At 64.1% G+C, this 26,529-nt stretch carries 21 protein-coding genes; 14 read left to right on the top strand and 7 right to left on the bottom strand.

Annotated features, from left to right (window positions below):
- The first annotated feature begins 108 nt into the window (after positions 1-108).
- Complete coding sequence (gene glmU / locus NOM55_RS16070) at positions 109-1,473, top strand: bifunctional UDP-N-acetylglucosamine diphosphorylase/glucosamine-1-phosphate N-acetyltransferase GlmU (RefSeq protein ID WP_255909653.1); 1,365 nt, start codon at positions 109-111, stop codon at positions 1,471-1,473.
- Positions 1,474-1,586: 113 nt separating this feature from the next.
- Here glmU and NOM55_RS16065 read toward each other — a convergent pair whose 3' ends face one another.
- The gene (locus NOM55_RS16065) at positions 1,587-1,928 is read right to left on the bottom strand and encodes a hypothetical protein (protein ID WP_255909652.1); all 342 of its coding nucleotides are present in this window, start codon (positions 1,926-1,928) and stop codon (positions 1,587-1,589) included.
- A 222-nt stretch (positions 1,929-2,150) separates the two neighbouring features.
- On the opposite strand from NOM55_RS16065, the gene NOM55_RS16060 reads away from it, so the two are divergent.
- The 9 genes from NOM55_RS16060 to NOM55_RS16020 all read left to right on the top strand — a co-directional run bounded on the left by NOM55_RS16060 (position 2,151) and on the right by NOM55_RS16020 (position 12,606).
- A complete protein-coding gene (locus NOM55_RS16060) occupies positions 2,151-2,933 on the top strand; it encodes a DeoR family transcriptional regulator (protein ID WP_255909651.1) in 783 nt (260 codons plus the stop codon).
- A complete protein-coding gene (glmS, locus tag NOM55_RS16055) occupies positions 2,934-4,763 on the top strand; it encodes a glutamine--fructose-6-phosphate transaminase (isomerizing) (protein ID WP_255909650.1) in 1,830 nt (609 codons plus the stop codon).
- Between the two features lie 412 nt (positions 4,764-5,175).
- On the top strand, positions 5,176-6,291 hold the full coding sequence (locus tag NOM55_RS16050; protein ID WP_255909648.1) for a type IV toxin-antitoxin system AbiEi family antitoxin: 1,116 nt from the start codon (positions 5,176-5,178) through the stop codon (positions 6,289-6,291).
- Positions 6,288-7,205, top strand: coding sequence for a hypothetical protein (locus NOM55_RS16045; protein ID WP_255909645.1), 918 nt, complete (start codon positions 6,288-6,290; stop codon positions 7,203-7,205). Before NOM55_RS16050 ends, NOM55_RS16045 begins: the two co-directional genes overlap by 4 nt.
- A 763-nt stretch (positions 7,206-7,968) precedes the next feature.
- Complete coding sequence (locus tag NOM55_RS16040) at positions 7,969-8,193, top strand: helix-turn-helix domain-containing protein (protein WP_255909642.1); 225 nt, start codon at positions 7,969-7,971, stop codon at positions 8,191-8,193.
- Between the two features lie 9 nt (positions 8,194-8,202).
- On the top strand, positions 8,203-8,724 hold the full coding sequence (locus tag NOM55_RS17470; RefSeq protein WP_255909639.1) for a Clp protease N-terminal domain-containing protein: 522 nt from the start codon (positions 8,203-8,205) through the stop codon (positions 8,722-8,724).
- A 329-nt stretch (positions 8,725-9,053) separates the two neighbouring features.
- Positions 9,054-10,799, top strand: a complete 1,746-nt coding sequence (locus NOM55_RS16030) for a sensor domain-containing diguanylate cyclase (RefSeq protein ID WP_255909638.1) — start codon at positions 9,054-9,056, stop codon at positions 10,797-10,799.
- A gap of 54 nt (positions 10,800-10,853) precedes the next feature.
- Complete coding sequence (locus NOM55_RS16025) at positions 10,854-12,239, top strand: nicotinate phosphoribosyltransferase (protein WP_255909637.1); 1,386 nt, start codon at positions 10,854-10,856, stop codon at positions 12,237-12,239.
- A gap of 1 nt (position 12,240) precedes the next feature.
- The gene (locus NOM55_RS16020) at positions 12,241-12,606 is read left to right on the top strand and encodes a nuclear transport factor 2 family protein (RefSeq protein ID WP_255909636.1); all 366 of its coding nucleotides are present in this window, start codon (positions 12,241-12,243) and stop codon (positions 12,604-12,606) included.
- Positions 12,607-12,674: 68 nt separating this feature from the next.
- Here the strand turns inward: NOM55_RS16020 and NOM55_RS16015 are convergent, their stop codons facing one another.
- Positions 12,675-13,211 (bottom strand): cysteine hydrolase family protein, encoded by a 537-nt coding sequence (locus NOM55_RS16015; RefSeq protein ID WP_255909635.1) that lies wholly within the window; start codon positions 13,209-13,211, stop codon positions 12,675-12,677.
- A gap of 162 nt (positions 13,212-13,373) precedes the next feature.
- Here NOM55_RS16015 and NOM55_RS16010 point away from each other — a divergent pair, with 162 nt between their 5' ends.
- Entirely contained in the window at positions 13,374-14,159 is a 786-nt protein-coding gene (locus tag NOM55_RS16010) for an EAL domain-containing protein (protein ID WP_255909634.1), read from the top strand.
- Between the two features lie 71 nt (positions 14,160-14,230).
- Here the strand turns inward: NOM55_RS16010 and NOM55_RS16005 are convergent, their stop codons facing one another.
- The 4 genes from NOM55_RS16005 to NOM55_RS15990 all read right to left on the bottom strand — a co-directional run bounded on the left by NOM55_RS16005 (position 14,231) and on the right by NOM55_RS15990 (position 22,784).
- Positions 14,231-18,076, bottom strand: coding sequence for a DUF3683 domain-containing protein (locus tag NOM55_RS16005; protein ID WP_255909633.1), 3,846 nt, complete (start codon positions 18,074-18,076; stop codon positions 14,231-14,233).
- Positions 18,077-18,288: 212 nt separating this feature from the next.
- Positions 18,289-19,263, bottom strand: coding sequence for a 4-hydroxythreonine-4-phosphate dehydrogenase PdxA (gene pdxA, locus NOM55_RS16000; protein WP_255909632.1), 975 nt, complete (start codon positions 19,261-19,263; stop codon positions 18,289-18,291).
- Positions 19,264-19,341: 78 nt separating this feature from the next.
- Positions 19,342-20,622, bottom strand: a complete 1,281-nt coding sequence (locus tag NOM55_RS15995; RefSeq protein ID WP_255909631.1) for a peptidylprolyl isomerase — start codon at positions 20,620-20,622, stop codon at positions 19,342-19,344.
- The gene (locus NOM55_RS15990; protein ID WP_370687881.1) at positions 20,622-22,784 is read right to left on the bottom strand and encodes an LPS-assembly protein LptD; all 2,163 of its coding nucleotides are present in this window, start codon (positions 22,782-22,784) and stop codon (positions 20,622-20,624) included. The genes NOM55_RS15995 and NOM55_RS15990 overlap by 1 nt, the downstream gene beginning before the upstream one ends.
- Before the next feature lie 116 nt (positions 22,785-22,900).
- Here NOM55_RS15990 and amgK point away from each other — a divergent pair, with 116 nt between their 5' ends.
- From amgK to ruvC, 3 genes are all read left to right on the top strand, one after another.
- On the top strand, positions 22,901-23,947 hold the full coding sequence (gene amgK, locus NOM55_RS15985) for an N-acetylmuramate/N-acetylglucosamine kinase AmgK (protein WP_120812527.1): 1,047 nt from the start codon (positions 22,901-22,903) through the stop codon (positions 23,945-23,947).
- A gap of 66 nt (positions 23,948-24,013) precedes the next feature.
- Complete coding sequence (murU, locus tag NOM55_RS15980) at positions 24,014-24,715, top strand: N-acetylmuramate alpha-1-phosphate uridylyltransferase MurU (RefSeq protein WP_255909627.1); 702 nt, start codon at positions 24,014-24,016, stop codon at positions 24,713-24,715.
- Positions 24,712-25,242 carry a crossover junction endodeoxyribonuclease RuvC gene (ruvC, locus tag NOM55_RS15975; protein ID WP_047968036.1) on the top strand — a complete coding sequence of 177 codons (531 nt, stop codon included), beginning with the start codon at positions 24,712-24,714 and terminating at the stop codon, positions 25,240-25,242. The genes murU and ruvC overlap by 4 nt, the downstream gene beginning before the upstream one ends.
- Before the next feature lie 145 nt (positions 25,243-25,387).
- Here the strand turns inward: ruvC and NOM55_RS15970 are convergent, their stop codons facing one another.
- Positions 25,388-26,431, bottom strand: coding sequence for a sensor domain-containing diguanylate cyclase (locus NOM55_RS15970; RefSeq protein WP_255909625.1), 1,044 nt, complete (start codon positions 26,429-26,431; stop codon positions 25,388-25,390).
- Positions 26,432-26,529: the final 98 nt, after the last annotated feature.

Here is a 26,529-nt window from a genome sequence, read left to right as displayed (position 1 = left end):
TCAGCGTTTGCTGTATAGTTCAGGCTGTCACTCCGGTGACAGCCTTTTTCATTTCTGGATAGACAGGCAGACTCGCCGCCTGGCTATTGTCATTATCTGGACTGTTGCATGGACTCTCTCAGCGTTGTCATTCTGGCTGCCGGCAAAGGCAAGCGTATGTATTCGGCCTTGCCCAAGGTGTTGCACCCGATCGGCGGACAGCCGATGCTGGCGCGCGTGATCGCCACCGCCCGCCAGTTGCAGCCGGCCAAGATCGTGGTGGTCTACGGTCACGGCGGCGAACAGGTACGCGAGCAGATCCAGGACCCGGACATCGCCTGGGCGCTGCAGGCCGAGCAGCTGGGCACCGGCCACGCGCTGAAGATGGCGCTGCCGCACCTACCCAAGGTTGGCCGCACGCTGGTGCTGTACGGCGACGTGCCGCTGACCACGCTGGCGACCCTGCAGCAGTTGCTGGCGGCGGCGGAGCAGGGCATGGCGCTGCTGGTCGATGTGCTGCCGGATGCCAGCGGTTACGGCCGCATCGTGCGCAACGAGGTGGGCGAGATCGTCGCCATCGTGGAAGACAAGGATTGCAGCGCGGCGCAGAAGGCGATCCGCGAAATCAATACCGGCATGCTGGTGCTGCCCAACGAGCGCCTCGACGGCTGGCTCGGCGCGCTGAAGAACGGCAATGCACAGGGTGAATACTACCTGACCGATGTCATCGGTCTGGCGGTGGCCGATGGTCTGGCGGTGCCCGGTGTCACCGTGGCCGCCTCATGGGAGGCCGCCGGCGTCAACAACAAGTGGCAGCTGGCCGAGCTGGAGCGTCAGTTGCAGCTGAACCAGGCGCGGGCACTGCTCACCGCCGGCGTTACCCTTGCCGATCCGGCGCGCATCGACGTGCGCGGCGAACTGCAGCATGGCCAGGACGTCAGCATTGACGTCGGCTGCGTGTTCGAAGGCCAGGTAAGCCTGGGTGATAATGTGCAGATCGGCGCCTACTGCGTGCTGAAAAACGTCACCGTCGCCGCCGGCAGCCGCATCGCGCCGTACTCGCACCTGGAAGACGCGGTGGTGGGCGAGGGCTGCCGCATCGGGCCGTATGCGCGGCTGCGTCCCGGCGCAAGGTTGGCCGCACATGTGCACGTCGGCAACTTTGTCGAGATCAAGAAGAGCAATATCGGCATCGGTTCCAAGGTCAATCACCTGAGCTATATCGGCGATGCTGAGGTCGGCAGCAAGGTCAATATCGGTGCCGGCTCGGTGACCTGCAACTACGACGGCGTCAACAAGTACCGCACCGTGATCGGCGACGGCGTGTTCGTCGGCTCCGGCACGCTGATGGTCGCACCGGTAACGCTGGAAGAGGGCGCCACCATCGGCGCCGGCTCGGTGCTCACCAAGACCGCCCCCGCCGGCCAGCTCACCGTGGCGCGCGCCAAGCAGCTGACGGTGCCGGGCTGGCAGCGTCCGCAGAAGAAGAACTGATGGCCGGCTGAAACCCTGACAGCCCTGCAGCCTGCTTGCTGCAGGGCTGTTTGTTCTGGTGTATTTCACCGCCCGCCATGGTTGGCCGCAGGCCTGTCCGCGATCAGGGTGTCTCAGTCAAACAAGGCATCAAGATGACAGCTGCCCTGTTTCCGCCCCTGCACACTGGCAATGTGCAGACGGTGCTGACCATTTTGTGCATGGTAGCTGGCGAGCAGCGAGACCGTGATCACCTCTTCCGGCTTTGTGTTCTGCAGAGCCAGCAATGCTTCGACACCGCTAGCCTTGCCATTGCTATCACGCAGCAGATAGCGGCTTTGGGCTATGTCACAGCGCTTTAACACCCACTCACTGCCGTTTTTTTCCAGCGTGCCGGTAAACAGATCGACCGCTTGGGTTTCGGCATGGGCTGATAGGCTCAGCAACAGACTGGTCATGACCAACCAGGTTTTCATCACGCTATTCCTTTCTTCACGGTGGCGGCCAACTTTCCACCTTTCATCATGTGGCGATGCGAACTATGCCAAACGATAGGCTGCGCGGCAAACCGCTTGCCTGCATTTCCGGTTCATATAGCTTGCTGGGCATGAGGCTGACGGTGCAGATACGCTTACAGACTTGCGGCACAGATTTTGCACTGCTATCATCAGAAAACTTTTGAAACGAAACTTAATCTGATGAAGCGAAACACCCAGCAGCGTCGTCACGCGATTGTGGCCCTGGTGCAGGAATACGGTGAAGTCAGCGTCGATGACCTGACCCGCCGTTTTAACACCTCCGAAGTCACCATCCGCAAGGATCTTGCGCTGCTGGAAACCAGCGGGCTGTTGCTGCGCCGCTATGGTGGTGCGGTGGCCTTGCCAGCCGAGATCGTGAGCGCCGATGCCGAAAAAGTTTCGCAACGAAAGATGGCGATTGCCCGCGCCGCAGCCGAACGCATCCGTGACCACAATCGCATCATCATTGACAGCGGTAGCACCACCTGCGCCGTCATCCCGCTACTGGCGCCGAAGCAGGGCCTCGTCGTGATGACCAACTCGCTGAATGTGGCCGCCGCACTACGCGAACTCGAAAACGAGCCGACCCTGCTGATGACCGGTGGCACCTGGGACCCGCATTCCGAATCGTTCCAGGGCCAGGTGGCCGAGCAGGTGCTGCGCTCCTACGACTTTGACCAGCTGTTTGTCGGTGCCGACGGCATCGATCTCGAACGCGGCACCACCACCTTTCACGAGCTGGTCGGCCTGTCGCGCGTGATGGCCGAAGCGGCACGCGAAGTGATCGTCATGGCCGAGTCTGACAAGGTTGGCCGCAAGATTCCGAATCTCGAGCTGCCGTGGCAGCAGATTCACACCCTGATTACCGATGACGGCCTCAGCGATGCGGCCCGTACCCAGATTGCCGCGCGCGGCGTGCAGGTGATCTGCGCCCCAGTCGGCGAAACGCCAAGGAGAAAATGAATGTGTGGCATTGTTGGCGCGATTGCTTCGCGCGATATCGTTCCGGTACTGGTCGAGGGCCTGAAGCGCCTCGAGTATCGCGGCTATGACTCTTCCGGCATCGCCGTGCACGCCGGCAGCGACATCACGCGCGTGCGCCGCGTTGGCCGCGTGGCGGAAATGGAAGCCGCGGCCGTGGCGGACAATGTGCATGGCGAGCTGGGCATCGGCCACACCCGCTGGGCTACCCACGGCGGTGTCACCGAATACAACGCCCACCCGCACGTGTCGCACGGCCTGATTGCGGTGGTGCACAACGGCATCATCGAGAATCACGAACAGAAGCGCGCCGAGCTGAAAGCCGCCGGCTACCAGTTCGAATCGCAGACCGACACCGAGGTGATCGCCCACCTGGTGCACCAGTACTACCTGGTAGAAAAAGACCTGTTCCGTGCCGTGCACAAGGCCACCCGCGAGCTGACCGGCGCCTACGCCATCGGCGTCATCGCGCTGGACCGTCCGGACGAACTGGTGTGCGCGCGCATGGGCTGCCCGCTGCTGGTCGGCCTCGGCGACGGTGAAAACTTCATCGCCTCTGACGTCTCCGCCATCCTGTCCGCCACCCGCCGCGTGATCTTCCTGGAAGAGGGCGACATCGGCCGCCTGACCCGTGACGGCGTGACGCTGATCGACAAGGACGACCAGCCGGTGGAGCGCAAGGTGCACGTCTCCGACGTGTCGCTGGCCTCGCTGGAGCTGGGCCCGTACAGCCACTTCATGCAGAAGGAAATCCACGAGCAGCCGAAGGCGCTGTCCGACACCATCGAGGCGATTCTTGACGACGGTTTCAGCGCCGAACTGTTCGGTGCCGCTGCGGCCAACGTGCTGCCGACGCTGACCGGGGTGAAGATCCTCGCCTGCGGCACCAGCTACTACGCCGGCCTGACCGCCAAGTACTGGATCGAGAGCATCGCCGGCGTGGTGTGCGACGTGGAAATCGCCAGCGAATACCGCTACCGCGACGCCTTCGCCGATCCGCAGCACCTGGTGGTGACCATCTCGCAGTCCGGCGAGACGCTGGACACCATGGAAGCGCTGAAATACGCCAAGTCGCTGGGACACCGCCATGCGCTGTCGATCTGCAACGTGCGCGAATCCGCGATTCCACGCGCCTCCGAGCTGGTGTTCTACACCCGCGCCGGCGCAGAGATCGGCGTCGCCTCCACCAAGGCGTTCACCACCCAGCTGGTCAGCCTGTTCGCGCTGGCGGTGACGCTGGGCAAGGTGCGCGGCCGCGTAACGGCCGAGCAGGAAGCGCAGTATCTGGCCGAATTGCGCCACCTGCCGGGCAGCGTGCAGCACGCGCTGAACCTGGAGCCGCAGATCACCGCCTGGTCGGCGCAGTTCGCCGCCAAGAACGACGCACTGTTCCTCGGCCGCGGCCTGCATTACCCGATCGCGCTGGAAGGCGCGCTGAAGCTGAAGGAAATCTCCTACATCCACGCCGAAGCCTATCCGGCCGGCGAGCTGAAGCACGGCCCGCTGGCACTGGTGGACGAGAACATGCCGGTGGTGGTGATCGCCCCCAACGACGCGCTGCTGGAGAAGGTGAAGTCCAACATGCAGGAAGTGCGCGCCCGCGGTGGCGAGCTGTTCGTGTTCGCCGATGCCGACAGCCACTTTAGCGACTCCGACGGCGTACACGTGATCCGCACCCCGCGCCACGTCGGCGTGCTCAGCCCGATCGTGCACTCCATCCCGGTGCAGCTGCTGGCCTACCATGTGGCGCTGGCACGCGGTACCGATGTGGATAAGCCACGCAATCTCGCAAAATCGGTCACCGTGGAATAAAGGTTGGCCGCAGGGTTGTGACTTGATCAGAAAGAATAAAGTCTGTCACGACAATGACATGATCAGCTAGTACTAAGCAAAGAGGCCCAGTAGGGCCTCTTTGCTTTTGAGCTTGGTTTGAGGATGCGGAAGGGCAAGGGTCGAAGGGGCTACTCGTCGGCCAAAATGGTCATTGGACCTGAGAGCTGAATCTGGCAGCAATCTACTACTTAGTAGCCGTTTGAACTCGTGAGCTCGAAAACAGCCGCCGCCTTCCTCTGTCGTGACCGTCCACATCGAGAGAATCCCAATTTTTGAACCCCAAGCTGCAGGTCCTTTCCAGATACCGAAAGATTAGCTGTACAGCTAATGTTGGACTTTAAGCTAAGTTATGCGGTTGCGCCATATTAGCTGTGCAGCTAATATGGCGCGTATGGATAATGCCGATGTTTCTTTATTACACGATTTCACTGGTTCGCTCCAGCGTACTACCGGCTTCTTCACAGAACATGAAGAGGTAGAGGTGCAATTTGGCGATCATCGTCGAAATGCACGGCTAGACGCATTGCTGGAAACAAAGACTCCGGACGGTGGCTCCTGCGTATTGGCAATCGAGATGAAACGCATAGCCTATCCACGAGATGTCCGGATGGCGATCAGCCACCTGCTGGAGTATCGAGCGACGGTCCCTGACGACACTCGAGTTGAACTGTGCGTGGTCGCGGAGACGATCAGTCCAGGTTCGCGAGATGAGCTGCGGAAAGCCGGCATCAACTACTACGACCAGAGCGGAACGCTATATTTCCGACATCGCACCTGGTTAGTTGATATTGAGCGCGCACCAATACGCCCAGCCCGTAAAAAGGATATCGCGTTGTTTAGCGGGGCACGCGAACAGGTCGTGCATGCCTTGCTCCACCATTGGTATGAAAATGTTGATGATGGGTACGTCACTGGAGGGGCGCTCTCTTTCCTCTCGCATACATCAACCTATACCGTGTCTAGCACGATGCAGGCTCTTGAGCAGCTTGACTTCGTCGAATCGAAGGGAAGCGGCCCTAGTCAGCGCCGCCGCTTGCGCGATCCTGCAGCACTTCTCGATGCATGGGCTGAGGAGTGGACCAGACGGCGGGAAGTGAAGACCCGCTGGTACACGTATGCTCCCAGCGGGCTACTCACCGACCGGGTCATTGAAGGATTCGTCAGACATGCGCGCCAGGAATGGGCGCTCACAGGGGCCGCAGCGGCCAATGCCATCGTTCCGCGATTGACCAACGTTGATCGTGTGGAGGTCATCGTTCAGCCAGGCGAGGCGGAGCATCTAGCATATGCAATAGGTCTGTCTCAAGCGGACAAAGGCGCCAACGTAGTCATGATCGAACGGACTGGCGCGTCCTTACTGTTCCTGGACGAGCACCCTGAACGCCCACATTCCCGCTTCGCCAGCCGATTCATACAGTACCTAGATCTTCTCAACGGCTACGGTCGCAATAAAGAGCTCGCGGAAGAGTTCCGCAAACATGCTCTCAAAATAGGAAGCCGCAAGTGAACACGAAACATAAGACTGCCGCGGAGTACAACACCGATCACACCAAGGCGTGTGAGATCGCACTCGTCGCGCTGCTGCGCGCATTTGGCTCATTTAAGAACAATTTGCGGCTGGTGGGTGGGCTGGTTCCGCGCTATTTGACGCCGTCACAGCCACCGGAAGTTCCGGAGCATGCCGGTACGACCGATGTCGACGTTGTTCTCAACATCACGGTACTCGCCGCGAAAGGCACCTACGATAAGTTGAAGCGGCAGTTGAAAGACGGAGGCTTCGACCGCTATCAACCCAAACCCGAGGGTCCGGTGAGTTCTTGGCAATGGGCATACAACGCCGGTGGCACACCGATTGTCGTCGAATTTCTGCAGCACACTGACGACCCGGAACAGAGTGCCGTTCTCGTGGAAGTTGATGGCGAGGAAGTTTCAGCGTGCCAAATCCTTTATGCCGGCATTGCACATGACTGGTTTGAGGAGAAGGACATCGTTGTCGAACTCCCCAATAACGACGGGATCGTCAAGGAGACTATTCGCTACGCAGATGCGGTTGCCTTCATCGTTCTAAAGGCGCTCGCCTTCAATACCCGCCACGAACGCAAGGATGCTTCTGACCTTGTCCATGTGATGCGTTACTGGGGTAGCGTCGAATCACTCGCCAAATCATTCAGCATGCGTTTAGCCACTGGAGCCCACAGCGGCGCAATCGATCGTGCGCTAGCAGCACTGGAGGACAACTTCTGCGACGAGCCAGGGATTCCTGGTTATCGCAAGGATGGGCCGTCTGCCGTGGCTAACTTCCATGGGCTTCAGGATGCCGATGAGGACTTACGGATCGGCGAGCAGCGCGACGTGAGCGGCATGGTGGGCTACTTCCTTCAGCAAGTTAGACAACTTCGTGGAGATGGCGCTGCTCAATGATTATGAGCCTCGCTTCGTTACACCGGCGCTGTCGTGCTGTACGCGATGGCGAAGGTTACTTCGCGGATGGGCGTGTCTGAGATTCAGTGTAAACTGGCCATTACCATCGCATCATTGACCGCTGGGTTTGGCCGACCGGTCTCCTCACCCCCGTCCTGAAACCCTTGCTATTGCTAGCTTTGACAGACTATGGCAACAAGCATGCACATGACCCCTTGAAATCGTCACTGAGTGACAGACTTAAAATTTTGGCGGTTACGTGGTTTTAATATAAAAAAATCATAGCCTTACGATTTGTTGTCATGACAGACTTTATTCTCTCCGATCAGACTGTTTACAGACAATAAATATTTCTCTTGAACAATAAAGATGTAGCCTAGACAACAAAGATGTAAAAAAAACCGGCAAGCTGTCTTGCCGGGTTTTTTTTATGTGTTGTTGCCAAAGTAGTTCTGATGCACCTGACGCGGCTTGATCTGACTCCCGTCCTTCCCGTCTCTGAACTGGTAGTTCCGCCCTTTCCATACAATTCGTCATACTGGGCCCAATAGACGTGTAGATGCGGCTTGTTCACCTCCATGGTGACTTGCCTATCGTGGGCTTGATACCCCGTGGTCAGCTTCCATCGAGAAGACGTCACCCGGCAAGCCGGGCGCCGCCTCTCATGTCAAACGTTGGGGGGCTTATTTCGCCTACTCGGGCATAGAGAGATAGGCGTCAATAAGAGTTGACGGAATGGTCGATCGTCAACCATCATTGACACATGACCATTCTGAAAAATCTTCCGTCGCCTACCGACCCTGAAAAGGCGCTTGCTGCTGTCGTTTCTCTTCGCGTAACGGCTGACAAATTGGAATTAAGCGCAGTTGCTGCCGCGCTCGAACAGGGATGGTCTTGGTCCCAAATTGCTGAGGCTCTTGGTGTTTCAAAGCAAGCGGCTCACAAGCGCCTCGCAAGTTTAATTCCCAAGTCCGCTGTGCGACGTTAGGAGAAATTCGTGCTAAGCAAACTTCGACAGAAATTCCGCGACATCAAGACTATCAAGTCCCTCTTTGAGAAAGCCGAACAGCACGCCAACGCTAGCGGTCAACGAGAGCCAGGATCAGAACACTTCGTGATGGCGGCATTTGGCCTTCCTGATGGCACCGCCCAGAACGCATTTCGCCACCTAAATGCAGACCCTAATCAGTTTGCTACCGCAGTCGCCCAGCAATACATCAGTGCCTTGCACGATATCGGAATAAGTCTTTCACAAGGCAATTCACTTGTGAGCGATACTGCTCCCGTCCCGGCCAACAATGGGGTGTTCAAGGCAAAGCCTTCTGTCAAAGCACTGATAGCGGCACTATGGGAACTTAAGAAGGCCGATTCTGCCCCTCTATTGGGTGCTCACGTGGTCTTGGCGGCGATATCAGCTCAATTCGGCGTGACGCCTCGTACCCTTCAGAGCATGGGCGTTGATCCCGCAAGTCTAGCCGCTGCAGCGAAAGCAGAAATTGCCGCTTTCCACTCAGCGTAATCGCCTGCCCCTCAACCCGGCAGTTGAGCGGACCTGTGAATCGCCCCTGCTTCTCTAGATACTTTAACGGCTGCAATCAATACAGAAGCGGACGTCGAGAGTCTGACTGTGACTGACTGCTTTGGCCGACAACTCTCCGTAGTATTCCGAGGTGTCATCCGTGCCACTAATACGTAGTCCCCAAGGTTGGCCGCAAGCCGTCACCTGTTTGCGGCCAACCTTGTCTTGGTGGGTAGCTGCGCGCGGCAGCCATCGCCGGATGACCTTGCAATATTGTTGCGTCATGATGTGTTCTAATAAGCCTTTTCGGCAGTAAAGAGGGCTTCAGCATGCAGATACTGGCCGTGGTGACGGCGCTGGCGGTGGCGGCCTGGGCGCTATGGTGCGCCCGGCAGCTGCGGCGTCACCGGCGCTGGCTGGACGGTGCCGCCGATCCGGTGCTGCTGGTCGAGCGCAACGGCCGCATCCGCTTTGCCAACCGCCAGCTGTGCCAGCTGCTGGACTTGCCGGCGGCCGAGGTGCGGTGCCTGCGGCTGGAGCAGATCGTGTTGCCGGACAGCGACGGCTACGGCCCGGTGTGGGCGACGCTGTTTTCCCGCCACTCGCGCTTTGTCGGCAGCCTGGGCCTGCGCCAGGTGCGCTACCGCGCCGGGCTGGAGCGCATGGTGATCGATGCCGCCGCCTTGCCGGAGGACGCGCTGGTGCTGCTGACGCTGCGACCGCCGTCGCGGCAGAATACCGACCAGCCGCATCACTATCTGGCGCAGAAGCTGCTGCAAACGGCGGAAGCCGACGCCGGCATCGGCTCGTGGGTGCTGCAGATGGCTTCTGGCCGGCTGGACTGGAGCCGCGAGGTGCACCGCATTTTCGGCACCGATCCGGCAACCTTCCGTGCTACCGAGAGCGCCTATTTCGAGCGCGTACATCCTGCCGACCGGGCGCGGGTGCGCGCGGAGCTGGACGCCAAGATGGCGCTGCAGCAGCCGTTCGACATCGAATACCGCATCATCCGCCCGGATGGCGACATCCGCGACCTGCTGGAACGCAACCATATCCACTGCCTGCCGGACGGCACCATCGACCACCTGTGGGGCACCGTGATCGACATGACCCAGCACAAGCAGCTGCAGCGCCAGCTGCAACTGGCGCAGCTGGCGGTCGAGCACAGCTCCGAGGCGGTGGCGATTGCCGATGGCGACATGCGCTGGCTGTATGTCAATCCGGCGCTGTGCCGCATCGCCGGTCGCGACGAGGCGGCACTGCTGGCGGCGCCACCGTCGTTCCTGCTGCCGGGGGCGGATACCGCCTTGCGCGGCCGGGACTTGCTGAGCCTGCTCGGCGAGCGCCACCACTGGCAGGGCGAATTGCGCATCGCCCGCGGCGGCGCGATGCCCTTGCCGGTGCTGGCGTCGGTATCGCGCGTGCAGGACACTGGCGGCGGCGCGGAAACGGTGTGGGTGTTTACCGACATCAGCCGCATCAAGGAATCGGAGCGCCAGTTGCAGAGCCTGGCCTTTTTCGACGGCCTGACCGGTCTGGCCAATCGCACGCTGTTCAACGAGCAGCTGGAGCGGGCGCTGCAGGCCAGCCGTGCGGCCGGCACGCCGCTGGCGCTGGTGTTTGCCGACCTGAACGGTTTCAAGCAGGTCAACGACCGGCTGGGGCATCAGGCCGGCGACGAAGTGTTGTGCCGCATCGCCACGCGGCTGAGCCGTGCGGTGCGCAGCGGCGACCTGGTCGGGCGCTGGGGCGGCGACGAATTCGCCATCCTGCTGCCGGCCTGCGGTGATACGGCGGTACTGGCCGCCCTGCTGCAGCGCCTGCAGCAGGCGGTGGCCATCACCTGTCCGCAGCCGGCGGCAGCGCTGCTGGCGGTCGGCGCCAGCTTCGGCGTCGCCTGTTTCCACGGCGATGCGCTGACGGCCACGGCGTTGCTGGCGCAGGCCGATCAGGCGATGTACCGCGCCAAGTCGCAGGGCGGCGGCGCGGTGTGGCTGCATGACGGGCAGGGGCTGCAGCCGTTTGCCGCCACCGCCGGCAGCGAGGCGGCGTCCGGCCAGCCGGCCGCGTTATGACAGATGCGGGCGGCGCGGGTATGCTGTTGTCTCCTGTCCCGTGTGTGCGCCGCCATGACCGTCAATCCCATTCTCAATAGCGATTCCTACAAGCTCAGTCACTGGGTGCAGTATCCGCCCGGCACCGACGGCATGTATTCCTACGTTGCCGCTCGTGGCGGCACCGCCTCGCACGTGCTGTTTTTCGGCCTGCAGGCGCTGCTGAAGGACTACCTCAGCCAGCGCATCACCCTGGCGCATATTGATGAGGCCGAGGCGCTGGCCGCGCTGCACGGCCTGCCGTTCAACCGCGCCGGCTTCGAACGCATCGTCAAGCGGCATCACGGCTACTGGCCGGTACGTATCCGCGCGGTGGCCGAGGGCGAGCTGATCCCGACCGGGGTGCCGATGGTCACCATCGAATCCACTGACCCCGAGCTGTTCTGGGTGGTGTCCTTCCTGGAGACCGCGCTGCTGCGGGTGTGGTATCCGATCAGCGTCGCCACGCGCAGCTTCCGCGCCAAGGAAATCATCCGCCGCTATCTGTTGCAGACCGCCGACGACCTGTCCGGCCTGCCGTTCAAGCTGCACGATTTCGGCGCGCGTGGCGTGTCCAGCTACGAAAGCTCGGAAATCGGCGGCATGGCGCACCTGGTCAACTTCATGGGCAGCGACACGCTGGCGGCGCTGGTCGCCGCGCGCCGCCACTACCACGAGCCGTGCGCGGCGTTCTCGATTCCGGCGGCGGAGCACGCCACCATCACCGCCTGGGGCCGGCCGCAGGAGGGCGAGGCCTTCAGCAACATGCTGCAGCACTTCGCCAGGCCCGGCGCGTTGCTGGCGGTGGTCAGCGACAGCTACGATGTGTTCCACGCCGTCAGCGAGCTATGGGGCGAGCGCCTGCGCCAGCAGGTGATAGACAGCGGCGCCACGGTGGTGATCCGCCCCGACTCCGGCGAGCCGGTGCAGGTGGTGGCCGAGGTCATCGACCGGCTGGCCGCCGCCTTCGGCACCACCCTGAACAGCAAGGGCTACCGCGTGCTGAACCATGTGCGCGTGATCCAGGGCGACGGCGTCAATCTGGCTAGCATCGACGCGATCCTGTCGCGGTTGGCCAAGCTCGGTTACAGCGCGGACAACGTTGCCTTCGGCATGGGCGCCGAGCTGCTGCAGAAGCTGGACCGCGACACCCACAAGATGGCACTGAAGTGCTCGGCGATCAGTGTCGGCGGCCAGTGGCGCGACGTGTTCAAGGACCCGGTCACCGACCCCGGCAAACGCTCGCTCGGCGGCCGCGTGGTGGCGGCGCGCGACAGCCGCGGCGCCTGGGGCGTCAACACCCTGGAGCGGGTGAGCGACGCCGACCTGCAGATGCGCGTGGTGTGGGAAAACGGCAAGCTGCTGCTGGACGAGGATTTCGCCACCATCCGCGCCCGCGCCGCCGCGCATCTGGCGCACTGACATGCCGAGCCCCGAACAAGTGGTACAGGCGCAGCTGGAGGCCTATAACGCGCGCGATCTCGACGCGCTGCTGGCCACCTACGCCGCCGACGCCTGCAGCTATCTGTATCCGGCGACGCTGGTGGCGCAAGGCCATGCCGCCATTGGCGCGCGCATGGCGCAGCGCTTCGCCGAGCCGGACCTGCACGCGCGGCTGCTGCGGCGCGTGGTGCTGGGCGAGGTGGTGATCGACGACGAGATCGTGACCCGCAATTTTCCCGAGGGCCGCGGCACGCAGGCGATGACCATGATCTACCGCGTCAGCGACGGCCGCATCAGGGATGCGTCCGCCATCATGGGGGAGATGCGACTCGACGCCAGCGTCTGAGCACCCGTCGGTAAAGGTTGGCCGCACCGCCATCTGGCGTGCGGCCAACCTTTTTTCGGCCTGCCGTTTCAGCGCTCGCTTTGCAAGGCCGCCAGCGGCAGCACGCGGATGGCGTTGCCGGGCACCGCCAGATTGGCCCACAGCCAGTTCAGGTGCGCGACCAGCGTCTCGCCGCTGGCGTGCGGGCGGTCCTTGCTGGTGTGGGCGTCGGCGACCACGGTGACGGCGTAACCGAGCGAGGCGGCGCGACGCACGGTGGTGTCGACGCAGAAATCGCTGGCGTAGCCGCCGACCCACAGGTTCTCGATCTCCTCGCTGTCCAGGTACTGACGCAGGCTGGTGTCGAGGAAGCTGTCGGCGGCGGTCTTCTCGATCACCGGGTCGTCCGGCAGGCGCTGCAGGCCCGGATGCAGCTGCCATGCCTCGCTGTCGCGTGGCAGCTCGGCTTCATGGTGCTGGATGAACAGCACGCGGTGGCCGCAGGCGCGGGCGTGGGCGATCAGGCGGTTGATACTGGCCAGGGTCTCGGCGCCGCGCGTGGCACGCGGCGCCAGCTCGATCAGGCCATACTGGAAATCGATGACCAGCAGTGCGGTAGCAGACATCAGGCAAGACTCCTTCGGCAACGGGGTGGCAAGGTTGGCCGCATGCCGCGCGGCCATGGCGCACAGTGTAGCGTCTGCTGCTGCGGCCCGGAATGTCATCGTGCTGTCGGCGGCGGCAGCGCCTTGCTATGCTGAGTTGATGGCCAACCCCGCGGCGGAGGCATGATGGCACGACTCGATAGTCAGCAGGCATTCGAACAGCACCTGCAGCGCGACACCGCGCAGCGCTATGTCGCCCGCTTTGCCGGTTGCTGGCTGCAGAGCTGTTTCCAGCCGATCTTCTACCGTAGCGGCGGCGTGTTCGGCCACGAGGCGCTGTTGCGGGTGCACGACGCCGCCGGCGACAGCGTGCGCCCGGACCGTTTCTTCGCCAGCCTGCCGCTGTTGCAGCAGATCGACGCCGACCGCCTGGCGCGGGTGATCCACATCCGCAATTTCGCCGCCAGCGCCGAGCCAGGCTGCCTGACGCTGAACCTGCTGCCGCTGACGGTGGTGCACGAGGCCGGTTATGGCGGCAACTACGCGCTGATGCTGCAACGGCTGCAGCAGCTGGGCATCGACAACGGCCGCGTGATCCTGGAAGTGGTGGAGTACGAGGTGGAAGAGGGCGACGGCGCGCTGTCGGCGGCGCTGGGTGCGGCCGCGGCGGCCGGTTTCGGCATCGCGGTGGACGATTTCGGCGCCATGGCCTCCGGTCACGGCCGGGTGCGCGCGCTGCGACCGGACATCATCAAGATCGACCGCAGCCTGCTGCTGGACTACATGCAGGGCGACAACGGCCAGCTGGCGGCGGTGCTGCAGCTGGGCTGGGAGGTCGGTAGCCGCATGCTGGTGGAAGGCATCGAGACCGAGGCGCAGTACCGTGCGATGTGCGGCCTCGGCGTCGAGCTGTACCAGGGTTTTTACCTCGGGCGGCCGAGCTTCCTGCCGGTGCGGCGCGAGCTGTGAGCCATGAATGAAAAAAGGTTGGCCGCAAGCCGGTAACGGGCTTGCGGCCAACCTTTTGCCGGGCTGCCGCCTTACAGCAGCACGCGTTCGATGCCGCCGTTGCGGGCGTTGTCGACGTAGTCCTTCATCCAGTTGTCACCCAGCAGGTGCTTGGCCATTTCCACCACGATGTAGTCGGCCTGGGTGCCGGTGTCGTCGCTGTAGCGGCTCAAACCCTGCAGGCAGGACGGGCAGGAGGTCAGGATCTTCACCGGCTTGTCGCTGTCGCCGAGCTTGGCCAGATCCTTGTTGATCTCCTCTTCCTTGCGGAAGCGCACCTGGGTGGCGATGTCCGGACGGCTGGCGGCAAAGGTGCCGGATTCGCCGCAGCAGCGGTCGTTCTGTACCACGCCGCCGCCGAGCAGCTCGTTGACCACCTTGATCGGCTGGTAGGCCTTCATCGGGGTGTGGCACGGGTCGTGGTACATGTACTTCTGGCCGCCGACGCCGTCCAGCTTCAGCCCTTTTTCCATCAGGTATTCGTGGATGTCGATGATGCGACAGCCGGGGAAGATCTCCTCGAAGCGGTAGTTGGCCAGCTGGTCGTAACAGGTGCCACAGCTGACCACCACGGTCTTGATGTCGAGGTAGTTCAGCGTGTTGGCCATGCGGTGGAACAGCACGCGGTTCTCGGTGGTGATCTCGTCGCCCTTGTCCTTGAAGCCGGCGCTGGTCTGCGGGTAGCCGCAGCACAGGTAGCCCGGCGGCAGCACGGTCTGGGTGCCGACGTGCCACAGCATCGCCTGGGTGGCGAGGCCGACCTGGCTGAACAGGCGCTCCGAGCCGCAGCCGGGGAAGTAGAACACCGCTTCCGCGTCTTCGCTGTCCTTCGGATTGCGGATCACCGGGATCACGTTGCCGTCTTCCACATCCAGCAGTGCGCGCGCGGTTTTTTTCGGCAGCCCGCCCGGCATCGGCTTGTTGATGAAGTGGATCACCTGCGCCTTGATCGGCGCCTTGCCCAGCGTTGCCGGCGGCTGCGCCGTCTGGCTACCGGTCAGTCCCAGCTTCTTGCCGATGCGGTTGCCGAGGCGCTGCAGCTTGTAGGCACCGCCGACCAGGCCGCTGCGGATGGTCTTGATGGTGGCCGGGTCCTTGGCGGTGAGGAAAGCCATGCCCAGCGCGGTGCCGGGGTTGAACTTCTTGTTGCCGGTCTTGCGCAGGAAGTTGCGCATCGCCACCGACACGTCGCCGAAGTCGATCTTCACCGGGCACGGCTTCACGCAGCGGTGGCACACGGTGCAGTGGTCGGCGACGTCGGACAGCTCCTCGAAGTGTTTCAGGCTTACGCCGCGGCGGGTCTGTTCTTCGTACAGGAAGGCTTCGGTCAGCAGGCCGACGCCGAGGATCTTGTTGCGCGGCGAGTACAGCAGGTTGGCGCGCGGCACGTGGGTGGAGCACACCGGCTTGCACTTGCCGCAGCGCAGGCAGTCCTTCACCGAGTCGGAAATCTGGCCGATGTCGGACTGTTCCAGGATCAGCGATTCGGCGCCCAGCAGCGAGAACGACGGCGTGTAGGCCATCGCGAGGTCCGCGCCCGGCAGCAGCTTGCCCTTGTTGAAGTGGCCGTTCGGGTCGACGCGCGCCTTGTAGTCGCGGAAGGGCTGGATTTCCTCTTCGGTGAGGAATTCCAGCTTGGTGATGCCGATGCCGTGCTCGCCGGAGATCACGCCGTTGAGCGAGCGCGCCAGCTTCATGATGCGTTCCACCGCGCGGTGTGCGGTCTGCAGCATCTCGTAGTCGTCGGAGTTGACCGGGATGTTGGTGTGCACGTTGCCGTCGCCGGCGTGCATGTGCAGCGCGACGAAGGCGCGGCCGCGCAGCACTTTCTGCTGGATCAGGCGGATGGCTTCGATGATGGGGCTGTCGGCCTTGCCGGCGAACAGCGCTTCCAGATCGGCCTGCAGCTCGCGCTTCCAGCTGACGCGCAACTTGAAGTCGCGCATGGCGATGAACACGCTGGCCTCAAGGTTGGCCGCAGCATCTTCCAGCGGTGCCTGCGACCAACCTTGTACATATTGCGCCAGCGGCGTGTCCAGGTTGTCCAGCAGCCACTGCCAGCGTTGCTGTACGGCGGTGATCAGCTCCAGCGCGGTCTCGCGGCGGTCGCCGATCAGCTCGTCGGCGGACAGGGTGCCGCCTTCGGTATCCACCGGCAGGCGGCCGTGGAAGAACTCGGCCAGCTGGTCCAGCAGCTTGATCTTGCTGGCAATGGACAGCTCGATGTTGATGCGCTCGATGCCGTCGCTGTAATCGCCCAGGCGATCCAGCGGGATCACCACGTCTTCGTTGATCTTGAAGGCGTTGGTGTGGCGGGCGATGGCGGCGGTGCGCGAACGGTCCAGCCAGAAGGTCTTGCGCGCCTCGGGGGTGACGGCGATGAAGCCTTCGCCGTGGCGGGCGTTGGCGTAGCGCACCACCTGGCTGGCGGCCTCGGCCACCGCGTTTTCGTTGTCGGACACGATGTCGGCGATCAGCACCATCTTCGGCCGGCCCTTGGACTTGGCCTTGGTGGCGTAGCCGACAGCGCGCACATAGCGCCAGTCGAGGTGCTCGAGGCCGGCCAGCTGCACGCCGGCCAGCACGCCGGCGCCGTTCGGCTTGAAGTAGTCGGTGATCTCGACGATGGCCGGTGTGGCTTCGGCGACGGTGCCGAAGAATTCCAGGCACACGGTGCGGGTATGTGCCGGCATCTTGTGCAGCACGAAGCGCGCGCTGGTGATGATGCCGTCGGTGCCTTCCTTCTGCACGCCGGGCAGGCCGGCGAGGAACTTGTCGGTAACGTCCTTGCCGAGGCCGACCTTGCGGAAGCTGCGGCCGGGAATGTCCAGCTGTTCGCTGGAGATCACCGTCTGGCCGTCGTCCTGCAGGCGGCTGACGCGGAAGCTGGCGACATCGACGTCGTGGATCTTGCCGTAGTTGTGATTGATACGCTCGATGAACAGCCAGTTGCCGTCCGGATCGACCATCTTCCAGCTGGCGAGGTTGTCCAGTGCGGTGCCCCACAGTACCGCCTTCTTGCCGCCGGCATTCATCGCCACGTTGCCGCCGATACAGGATGCTTCGGCCGAGGTCGGATCCACCGCGAACACGAGGCCGGCAGCGCTGGCTGCTTCCGAGACGCGGGCGGTGACCACGCCGGCGCCGCACTGGATGGTGGCACGCTTGCCGTCAAGGCCGGGCAGGGCGATGTATTCGACGCCGACGTGGCGATCCAGCTTCTCGGTGTTGATCACCGCCGAGCGCTTGTCCAGCGGCACCGCGCCGCCGGTGTAGCCGGTGCCGCCGCCGCGCGGGATGATGGTCAGCTCCAGCTCGATACAGGCTTTCACCAGCGGCGCGATCTCGGCCTCGGTATCCGGGCACAGCACCACGAACGGGTATTCCACGCGCCAGTCGGTGGCGTCGGTCACGTGCGACACCCGCGCCAGACCGTCGAACAGGATGTTGTCGCGGCGGGTGATCTTGCCGAAGCGCTTGAGGATGGCGGCGCGCAGCTCGCGCGTCTCGCCGAACTGCTGCTCGAAGCTGTCCACCGCCTGGTAGGCGGCGGCGATCATGCGGCCAACCTTGTCGTTGCCGTCGCGGCGCTTGTCCACTTCGCCGAGACGGTGGCGCAGCGCGCCGACCAGCGCGGTCAGGCGTTGCGGATTGTCCAGCAGGTCATCGACCAGATAGGGGTTGCGGTCCACCACCCAGATGTCGCCCAGCACCTCGAAAAGCATACGGGCAGAACGGCCTGTTTTCCGTTCTGCCCGTAGCTCTTCGAGTAATTGCCACATCGGTTCGCCCAACAGGCGAATGATGATCTCGCGATCCGAATATGAGGTGTAGTTGTACGGGATTTCCCGTACGCGTGTGTGAGTGGTGGTGCTCATTATGTCCCTGAACTTCGGCGATGATGTGTGGAGAGTTGCCGCGATTTTACCGCAAATGCTGCGCCGCGAAAAATGCCGCTAACGTCAGGCTGATATAACCGTTAGTGATTGGATATTGTCGGCATTATGCAAATAACGGGGGCCGTTTTTTAGCGGGTGCAGCACGGCAACTGGCGGCCAGGGGTGGCCGCCAGCGGGCGACAATGGGGGGCTCAGGTCGCGAGCTGCGCGGCCAGCCGTACTGCCTCGAACAGGCTGCCGGGATCGGCGCGACCGGTGGCGGCAAGATCGAGCGCGGTGCCGTGGTCGACCGAGGTGCGGATGATGGGCAGGCCCAGCGTGATGTTGATGCCGGCGCCGAAGCTCGCGTGCTTGAGCACCGGCAGGCCCTGGTCGTGGTACATCGCCAGCACCGCGTCGCCCTGCGCCAGCTTGTCCGGGTTGAACAGGGTGTCGGCCGGCAGCGGCCCGATCAGGTTCATGCCCTCGCCACGCAGTGCGGCCAACGTTGGCTCGATGACGTCGATTTCCTCGCGGCCCATGTGGCCACCCTCGCCGGCGTGCGGGTTGAGGCCGGCGACCAGGATGCGCGGCGCGGCGATGCCGAACTTGCTGACCAGATCGGCGTGCAGGATGCGGATGACGGCGCTGAGGCTGCCGCGGGTGATGGCATCGGCTACCTGCCGCAGCGGCAGGTGGGTGGTGGCCAGCGCCACGCGCATGCCGGCCCCGGCCAGCATCATCACCACCAGCGGCGTGTGGGTGTGCTCGGCGAGGTACTCGGTGTGGCCGGAGAACGCCACGCCGGCGTCATTGATCACGCCCTTGTGCACCGGCGCGGTGACCATGGCGGCGAATTCGCCGCTCAGGCAGCCGGCGATGGCGACGTCCAGCGTGGCCAGCACGTAGCGGCCGTTGGCCGCATCCAGTACTCCCGGCTGGCAGGGCGCCGCCAGCGGCACGTGCCACACCTCCAGCGCCCCGGCCGGCGCGGGCTGCGCGCGCTGGTAGTCGACCATCGGCACGTCCAGCCCCAGCGCGGCGGCGCGCTGTTGCAGCAGGGTCTTGTCGGCGATGACGACGCAACGCGCCGGCAGCGCCAGCTGTGGCAGGCGCAGCACCAGGTCGGGGCCGATGCCGGCCGGTTCACCGGCGGTGACGGCGAGGAGGGGGAGCGGGGTGGACATGGCGTCTTCCAGCAATAAAAGGGCAGCAATAAAAGGGGCAGCAATAAAAAAGGCCGGTGCGAGCACCGGCCTTGGGGGTTATTTTTCGATCAGCCGGTCATCGATGAAGGCCGCGGCGCGCAGTTGCTGCAACCAGTCGTTGTAGTTCTGCTCTGCCTTGCGCTGGCGGATCTGCTGCTTGATCGCCAGCTTGGCGCGTTCGCCGGACACGTCCTGGCTGCGCACTTCTTCCAGCCGGATCAGGTGCCAGCCGAACGGGCTGCGCACCGGCTCGCTGTTTTGGCCGGCTTGCAGCGCGTTGAAGGCGCGCTCGAATTCCGGCACTGTGTCGCCGGGGTTGAGCCAGCCCAGATCGCCGCCGAGCGAGGCGCTGCCGTCCTCCGAGAACTGGCGTGCCACCGCTTCGAAGCTGGCGCCGCGCTGCAGGCGGTCCTGCACCTGCAGGATGCGCGCGCGGGCTTCCGCTTCCGAGGTGGCCTCGTTGGTCTTGATCAGGATGTGGCGCACCTTGTGCTGCTGCACCAGCTGCTCGCCGACGCTGTTGCGCTTGTCGGACAGCTTGAACAGGAACAGGCTGCCGTTGGCGCGTACGATGTCGGTGACGTCGCCGACCTTCATGCTGTCCAGCAGCTGGATGAAGTCCGGCGGCAGCGCGCTGGCGCCTTTCCAGCCCATGTCGCCGCCGCTGAGCGCGGTGGCGGCTTCGGAGTAGCGGGCGGCCACTTCGGCGAACGGCTGGCCGTTACGGATCGCCTGCTGTGCTTCCTGCAGCCGCAGGCGCAGTTTCTCGATCTGCGCGGCATCGGCGCGTTCCGGTATGTTGAGCTGGATCATCGCCAGCCGGTACTCGGCGTTGGACAGCCCCTGGGTGCTCTTCAGCACCTGCTCCACCTCGCTGTCGGTGACATTGACGCGGCCGACGATCTCGCGTTCCTTGATGCGGTCCAGCAGCAGGTCCTTGCGCAGGCTCTTGCGGAACTGCTCCAGCGACAGCCCGTCCTGCTGCAGGCGGGCGTACAGCCCCTGCAGGTCGGTCTTGTTCTGTGCCGCCAGCCGTTGCAGGGTCTGGTCGATTTCGCTTTCGCTGACGCGCAGGCCGTTGCTGGCGGCGTACTGCAGCTGCAGCTGCTCGTTGACCATCAGGTCCAGCACCTGCCGCGACAGCACGCTGGCCGGCGGCAGTGCCACGTTCTGCCGTTTCAGGCTGGCGGTGATTTCGGCTTCGCGCTGTTGCAGTTCGCTCAGCGTGATCACGCCGTTGTTGATCACGGCGACGATGCGGTCGGCGGTCTGCACGGCAGCGCTGGCCGGGGTGGCCAGGCTGAGGGCGAGGGTCGCGGCAAGAAGGAGCTGTTTCATCAGTTACCTGTTGTCTCGTTGATTGGGCTGTAGCCCGGAATGGCTAGTCGCAGGGCATTGAGCGGATTGCTGCCGACGCTGCTGAAGTCTTTTAGCTCCAGCTGCAGGAACACGGCATTCTTGGTCTTGTCGAGGTCGGTGACGTAGCGCTGGCCGACCACACGCATGCTCCAGCAGCCATCGTTGTACTCCACCCCGGCCAGTTGCTCCAACGCTTTTTTGTCGCGCAGCGAGTAGTTCTGCCGCGCCACCGCGTACCAGCGCGGTGCGATCGGCCACTGGCCGGCGACATCGATCTGGCGCAGGGTATCGCGCTCGCTGCCGCTGCCGATCAGCTCGTCACGACCGTAACGGTAGCGCACGCTGACGGTCTTGCCCGGTGCCGGGTTGTAGCGCAGCTGCGCATTGTAGCGTTCGGTCTTGGACAGCGCCTGGTTGTACTGGTAGGTGCCATCCAGGCGCAGGCTGTGGCTGAGGTCGCCGCCGACGGTCACGAGCAGGTCGGAACCGGCCTCGCTGCGTTCGCTGCTGCTGCCGTCTAGGCTGATGTCGTCGCGGCTGAGGTAGAAGCGCTGGCCGATGGCGACACGCAGCCGTTCCAGCCCGTTTTCCTTGTCCAGGTAGCGGCTGGTCAGCGCCGCGGTGACCTGGTTGGCGGCGTTGATGCGGTCGTGGCCGGAGAAGCGGTTCTCGGTGAACAGCTGCGCGAAGTTGAAGTCGTTCTCCGAGGTGTCGAAGTTGGGCAGGCTGGACTGATCGACCTTAGGGATCTTGACGTAGAACAGGCGCGGCTCCAGCGTCTGGTTCATGTCGCGGCCGAACAGCGTGCTGTCGCGCTCGAAGTACAGGCCGCTGTCGAGGCTGACGATAGGCAGCGTGCGTTCGTCGCTGCGCACCGTCTGGCTGCTGTCGCTGTTGGCCAGTTCGTAGCGGGTAAAGTGGACGCCGACTTTCGGGCGCAGGAAGCCCCACGGCCGTTCGATGGCATAGCTCAGGCTGGGGTAGGCCACCAGCCGCGTGCCTTCCTGCTTGCTGCTGTGACTGAAGCGGGTCAGTTCGCTTTCGAGCTTGCTGCTGAAACCGGCGAACTGCTGGCGGGCGTTGATGCTCAGCTGCGGCACGCGCGCGTACGGCTCTTCCACTGTGCCGTTTTCGTCCTGCAGCGTCTGGTAGCGCTGCGCCTTCAGCGTTACCGAGCCCCATTCCGGTCGGTAGCTGAGCCAGGCCTCGCGCTTGAGGTTGACGTTGGCCGCACTGCTGACGCGGTCGCCAAAGTCGTCGAAATAGTCGTCATCGGACACATACACGCCGTTGGCACCCGCACTCAGCGCCGGTGCCAGCTGTTGCACGTGTTCGCCTTTCCACAGGAAGCGGCTCTGCTCGCTTTTCTTGTCGTCGGGCAACTGCTCTGTATACAGCTGGCCCAGGGCGTCCGGCAGCAGGTAGCGGCCTTCCAGCCCCAGCATCATGCCGCGCTGTTCGATGTAGCGCGGGGTGATGGTGGCGTCGTAGTTCGGCGCGATGTTCCAGTAGTAGGGCAGCGATACCTGCAGCCCGTCGCTGCCGGTGCTGATGGTCGGGAACAGCAGGCCGCTCTTGCGGCCGCCGTCCAGCGGGAAATCGATCCACGGCGTGTACAGGATCGGCACGCCCTGGAATTCCACCCGCGCATTGCGCGCCACGCCGACATTGCGGCCGTAGTCAAGGTCGATGGTGCTGGCCTTCAGGTACCAGGAGTCGTCGTTGGGGTCGCAGGTGTTGGCGCGTGCGCTGCGCAGGCGGTAGTTGTCCTTGCCCTGGAATTCCAGCTTGCCGGCATTGCCGCGCAGCGTCTTGCCGTCGCGGCCGAAGCTGAAGCTCGCGTTGCTGGCACTGCCGCTGCGCTCGCCCAGCAGGTAGTCGAGCTGTTCCGCCTCGATCTGGCCGTCCGCCTGCGTCAGCCGCACCCGCTCGCCGGCGCGCAACTGCTGGCGCTGGACGAAGTATTCCAGCCAGTCGGCCTCGACGGTCTGGTCGTCGCGGGTGGCCTTCACCTGGCCGCTGGCCTTCAGCTCGACGTCCATCTGGCCGCTCAGGGTGTCGGATTCAACACGCAGCGTGCCCGCCGGCAGGGAGTCTGCCTGCGCCAGCGGCAGCAGGAACAGGGGGAGCAAGGCCGCCATCACGGGCGTCAAACGGAAGCGTGTCTGCATCGGAAGAAGTCGAGCCGGCCATGTTGGGGCGCGGTCAAAGCGGTTACAATCGCGTCATTGTACCCAATTTGCCGATATACGCGACTATGCAGCGACTCGAAGCCCTGAAAGCGTGGCTGGCCACGCAGTTTCCCGATCAGACCATCACGGTGGAATTCGCCGCCGCCGATGCTGATTTCCGCCGTTACTTCCGTGCCACCTTCCCCGATGGCAGCACCCGCATCGTGATGGACGCGCCGCCGGAAAAGATGAACACCGATGCCTACGTCAGCGTGCGCGAGCTGTTTGCGCCGGCGGCCAACGTGCCGGCGATCCTGCTGCGCGACCGCGAGCAGGGCTTCATGCTGCTGGAAGACCTCGGCACCATCACCCTGCTGGCGGCGCTGCAGCACGATGAATGGGAAATGGTGCGCAAGCACCTGCTGCTGGAAGCGGTGGATACCCTGATCGAGATCCAGAAGATCAGCCAGCCCGGCGTACTGCCGGACTACGACCACGCGTTGCTGACCCGCGAGCTGAACCTGTTCCCGGAGTGGTACGTGGCCAAGGAATTGGGCAAGCCGCTGACCTACGCCCAGCGCCAGCTGTGGGACGCGGCGCTGCAGGTGCTGCTGCCGCGTATCGAGGCGCAGGGCAAGGTGTACGTGCATCGCGACTACATCGTGCGCAACCTGATGCTGACCCCGGGCAAGCCGGGCGTGCTCGACTTCCAGGACGCGGTATACGGCCCGGTCAGCTACGACATCGTGTCGCTGCTGCGTGACGCCTTCATCGGCTGGGACGAGGAATTCGTGCTCGACATCGCCGTCCGCTACTGGGAAAAGGCGCGTGCCGCCGGGCTGCCGGTGGCGGCCACCATCGACGACTTCTACCGCGATTTCGAGTGGATGGGCGTGCAGCGCCACCTGAAAGTGGCCGGCATCTTTGCCCGTCTGTACCACCGCGACGGCAAGGACAAGTACCGCGCCGAAATCCCGCGCTTCATCAAGTACCTGAAGAAGACCAGCCGCCGCTATCACGAGCTGCAGCCGCTGTTCCAGCTGCTGGTGGAGCTGGTCGGCCTCGACGAGGACGACAACGACGACAGCATCGGCTCGGTGTTCAGCCATACCCGCATCTCGTCCGACCAGTAAACCCGGCCTGGCGCCGGTCACGCCGCAGGCGTGGCCGCTGCCAGCCGGTGCCAGAAAGCCGACCCCATGAAAGCCATGATCCTCGCCGCCGGCCGCGGCCAACGCATGCGGCCGCTGACCGACCACACCCCCAAGCCGCTGCTGCCGGTAGGCGGGCAGCCGCTGATTGCCTGGCATATCCAGCACCTGGCCGCCGCCGGTTTTAGCGACATCGTCATCAACCACGCCTGGCTGGGCGACAAGATCGAAGCCACGCTGGGCGACGGCAGCCGTTACGGCGTGCGCCTGGCCTACTCGCGCGAGAAGAGCGCGCTGGAAACCGCCGGCGGCATCGCCACCGCGCTGCCGCTGCTGGGCGACGCCCCGTTCGTGGTGGTGAACGGCGACGTGCTCACCGACGTCGACTTCGCCGCCCTGCGGCCAACGTTGGCCGCACTGGATGGCGAGCATCACCTGGCGCACCTGCTGCTGGTGGCCAACCCGCCGCACCACCCGGGCGGCGACTTTGGCCTGCTGCCGGATGGTCAGCTGTCCGGCAATGCCTCCGACGGCATCGGGCTGACCTTCTCCGGCATCGGCCTGTATCACCCGGCGCTGTTCGCCGCCATTCCGGCCCACCAGCCGGCCAAGCTGGCGCCGCTGCTGCGCGCGGCCATGGCACACGGGCAGGTGACTGGCGCCCGCCATGACGGGTTGTGGCTGGATGTCGGCACGCCGGAGCGGCTGGCGGAGGCCGACGCCATCGCCCAGGGCTGGCTGTCCGCGTGAAACGCCGCATCCTCGGCATCGACCCCGGCAGCCGCATCACCGGTTTCGGCGTCATCGACATCGTCGGCAACCAGCGGCTGTACGTCGCCTCCGGCGCCATCCGCACGCCGCAGGGTGCCAGCCTCGCCGAGCGCATCAAGGTGCTGGTGCACGGCATCCACGACGTGATCGCCACCTACCAGCCGACCGAGTCGGCACTGGAGCAGGTGTTCGTCAACGTCAACCCGGCAGCGACGCTGATGCTGGGCCAGGCGCGCGGCGCCTGCATGACGGCACTGGTGATGAAGGAGCTGCCGGTGGCGGAGTACACCGCCTTGCAGGTGAAACAGTCGGTGGTGGGGCAGGGCAAGGCGCCGAAGGAGCAGGTGCAGTTCATGGTGGTGACCATGCTCAACCTGTCCGGCACGCCGCAGGCCGACGCCGCCGACGCGCTGGCGGTGGCGCTGACCCACGCCAACCACAGCGGCGGTGCCATCGGCCAGCTGGCCAAGCTCGGCTACAAGGTGAAGGGCGGGCGGCTGGTGTGAGCGGCGGCCTGCGGCCAACCCCGGCCGCGGGCGGGGCGTCGTTGCATTGCCACCGCCGCGTTGCTCACCCGTGTCGCGGCCGATCGCGCCGGGCCGGCTCGCCCCTGATCACGCGCTGAAATCATGCGCCGTGATGGGCGCCGTTTCAGGTGCGCTGTTTTCTGGCCTGCTTCACCACATACATTTCGCTGTCGGCCAGGTGTACGGCGTCGGCGCTGTGCAGCCCGAACGGGGCCAGCGGCACGACACCGACACTGGCTCCGCCGTAGACGACGCGGTGGCTGGCCAGCTGGTAGTCGCCGGCCGTCAGCGCCGACAGCCGCTGCTGCAGCGCGCGTGCCGCGCTGGCCGGCTCGCCCTCCGTGATCAGTGCCCCCGGCGCGCCACCACCCGGCCATGCCGGCCCCGGGCCGATGAACAAAAACTCGTCCCCGCCCATCCGCCCCAGCATTTCCGTCGCGCGCAGGCCGGATTGCAGGCGCTGTGCGATCGCCTGCAGAAAATCGTCGCCGGCCTGGTGGCCATGGCGGTCGTTGATCTGCTTGAAGCCGTCAAGATCGATCACCCCCACCAGGATACTGCTGCCGGTGCGCACCGCCTGCGCCAGCAGCCGTTCCAGTTCGTCGAACAGCGCGCGGCGGTTGGGCAGCGCGGTCAGCGGGTCGGTCAGCGCATAAGTGGCCAGCTTGGCGTTGGCGCGCTGCAGGTTTTCCAGCAGCATTTCCCGCTCGATGAAGTTGGCCGCGATGTTGGCAAACAGCTGCAGCAGCGTTTCGGTTTCGGCGCTGATCGTCACCGCGCGGACGCTGGCCGCGCACAGGGTGCCCAGCAGCCCGCCGTCGCCACTGCGTACCGGTGCGCTGATATAACTCTTGATGCCGAGTTGGCGCGCCGCGGCGGAATCGCCCCACAGTGTGCTCACCTGGTTGGTCGACAGGGTGCCACTATCCAGCGAGCGCTTGCACAAGGTGTCTTCCCACGGCACGCTCAGCCCTTCCGGGATCTGCATCTCGCCGTTGTTGCGCGCGTAGCGCACATGCTGCAGCCCTTGTCCCAGCTCGATATTGGTGAGGTAGGTGGACTCCATGCCGGTGATGTTGCCCAGCATCTCGAGCACCGGGCGAATCAGCTGATCGATGGTCCGGGCCGTATTCAGGGACAGCGAGAGTTGCGAGAGGATCGGGTCCATGCCGAACGGCTTCCACGAAGTTGTGATGGCTGCGCACTGTAGCGGAACAGGCGGCCGAAAGACAGCGCTCAGGCAAGAGCGGTTTGCCGCGCGCCGGG

Source organism: Vogesella sp. AC12 (genome assembly GCF_024437575.1).
GTDB classification, from domain to species: Bacteria; Pseudomonadota; Gammaproteobacteria; order Burkholderiales; family Chromobacteriaceae; genus Vogesella; species Vogesella indigofera.
Note: the sequence above shows the minus strand (reverse complement) of the source record. Positions and strands in the feature narration are given on the sequence as shown.

Excerpts from the sequence above, each read along its gene's own strand:
- NOM55_RS15970 (WP_255909625.1), bottom strand. The coding sequence starts at position 26,431 with ATGGACCCGATCCTCTCGCAACTCTCGCTGTCCCTGAATACGGCCCGG.
- NOM55_RS16050 (WP_255909648.1), top strand. The coding sequence starts at position 5,176 with ATGGATAATGCCGATGTTTCTTTATTACACGATTTCACTGGTTCGCTC.
- NOM55_RS15990 (WP_370687881.1), bottom strand. The coding sequence starts at position 22,784 with ATGGCGGCCTTGCTCCCCCTGTTCCTGCTGCCGCTGGCGCAGGCAGAC.
- glmS (WP_255909650.1), top strand. The coding sequence starts at position 2,934 with ATGTGTGGCATTGTTGGCGCGATTGCTTCGCGCGATATCGTTCCGGTA.
- NOM55_RS16010 (WP_255909634.1), top strand. The coding sequence starts at position 13,374 with ATGATGGCACGACTCGATAGTCAGCAGGCATTCGAACAGCACCTGCAG.
- NOM55_RS16040 (WP_255909642.1), top strand. The coding sequence starts at position 7,969 with ATGACCATTCTGAAAAATCTTCCGTCGCCTACCGACCCTGAAAAGGCG.
- NOM55_RS16005 (WP_255909633.1), bottom strand. The coding sequence starts at position 18,076 with ATGAGCACCACCACTCACACACGCGTACGGGAAATCCCGTACAACTAC.
- glmU (WP_255909653.1), top strand. The coding sequence starts at position 109 with ATGGACTCTCTCAGCGTTGTCATTCTGGCTGCCGGCAAAGGCAAGCGT.
- NOM55_RS16060 (WP_255909651.1), top strand. The coding sequence starts at position 2,151 with ATGAAGCGAAACACCCAGCAGCGTCGTCACGCGATTGTGGCCCTGGTG.
- pdxA (WP_255909632.1), bottom strand. The coding sequence starts at position 19,263 with ATGTCCACCCCGCTCCCCCTCCTCGCCGTCACCGCCGGTGAACCGGCC.
- NOM55_RS16020 (WP_255909636.1), top strand. The coding sequence starts at position 12,241 with ATGCCGAGCCCCGAACAAGTGGTACAGGCGCAGCTGGAGGCCTATAAC.
- NOM55_RS16015 (WP_255909635.1), bottom strand. The coding sequence starts at position 13,211 with ATGTCTGCTACCGCACTGCTGGTCATCGATTTCCAGTATGGCCTGATC.
- amgK (WP_120812527.1), top strand. The coding sequence starts at position 22,901 with ATGCAGCGACTCGAAGCCCTGAAAGCGTGGCTGGCCACGCAGTTTCCC.
- NOM55_RS16065 (WP_255909652.1), bottom strand. The coding sequence starts at position 1,928 with ATGAAAACCTGGTTGGTCATGACCAGTCTGTTGCTGAGCCTATCAGCC.
- NOM55_RS16025 (WP_255909637.1), top strand. The coding sequence starts at position 10,854 with ATGACCGTCAATCCCATTCTCAATAGCGATTCCTACAAGCTCAGTCAC.
- NOM55_RS16030 (WP_255909638.1), top strand. The coding sequence starts at position 9,054 with ATGCAGATACTGGCCGTGGTGACGGCGCTGGCGGTGGCGGCCTGGGCG.
- murU (WP_255909627.1), top strand. The coding sequence starts at position 24,014 with ATGAAAGCCATGATCCTCGCCGCCGGCCGCGGCCAACGCATGCGGCCG.
- NOM55_RS15995 (WP_255909631.1), bottom strand. The coding sequence starts at position 20,622 with ATGAAACAGCTCCTTCTTGCCGCGACCCTCGCCCTCAGCCTGGCCACC.